The sequence below is a fragment of the Halomonas sp. SIMBA_159 genome (assembly GCF_046536035.1).
Classification (GTDB): Bacteria; Pseudomonadota; Gammaproteobacteria; order Pseudomonadales; family Halomonadaceae; genus Vreelandella; species Vreelandella venusta_A.
This window is the reverse complement of sequence record NZ_JAWJBT010000405.1, coordinates 1-278: the sequence shown is the minus strand read 5'-3', so window position 1 is coordinate 278 and position 278 is coordinate 1. Positions and strand designations below refer to the sequence as shown.

Sequence of the window (278 nt, the reverse complement as noted above, 5' to 3'; positions counted from 1 at the left end):
ATAAAAGTCATTACGAAAGAAGTCAGAAGTGCTGAAAAAATGACTATCGTTGAGGACCGATTGGTAGTTCAAAGTAGTGGTCGTATTGTTTTCGAATTGCGAAATGACCAGTTGTGGCAGGATGGTTCAGTTCTGGCAGAACGAATTAGTGAGCTGAAGTTTGAGGTGGAAGATCGAATATTGGCTATTTCCATGGAGACGGATGGCACAGTCGGCAAGAAACAAGAAGTGAATGTGCAAATTTATCTGCGGGAAGGTGTCGAAATTGAAAAAGAGAA

Annotated in this window: 1 protein-coding gene; it reads left to right on the top strand. The window is 41.4% G+C overall.

Annotated features, from left to right (window positions below):
* Positions 1–278, top strand: a 278-nt coding sequence (locus R0J87_RS19805; protein ID WP_498888396.1) for a hypothetical protein, incomplete at both ends; no start/stop codon positions are given.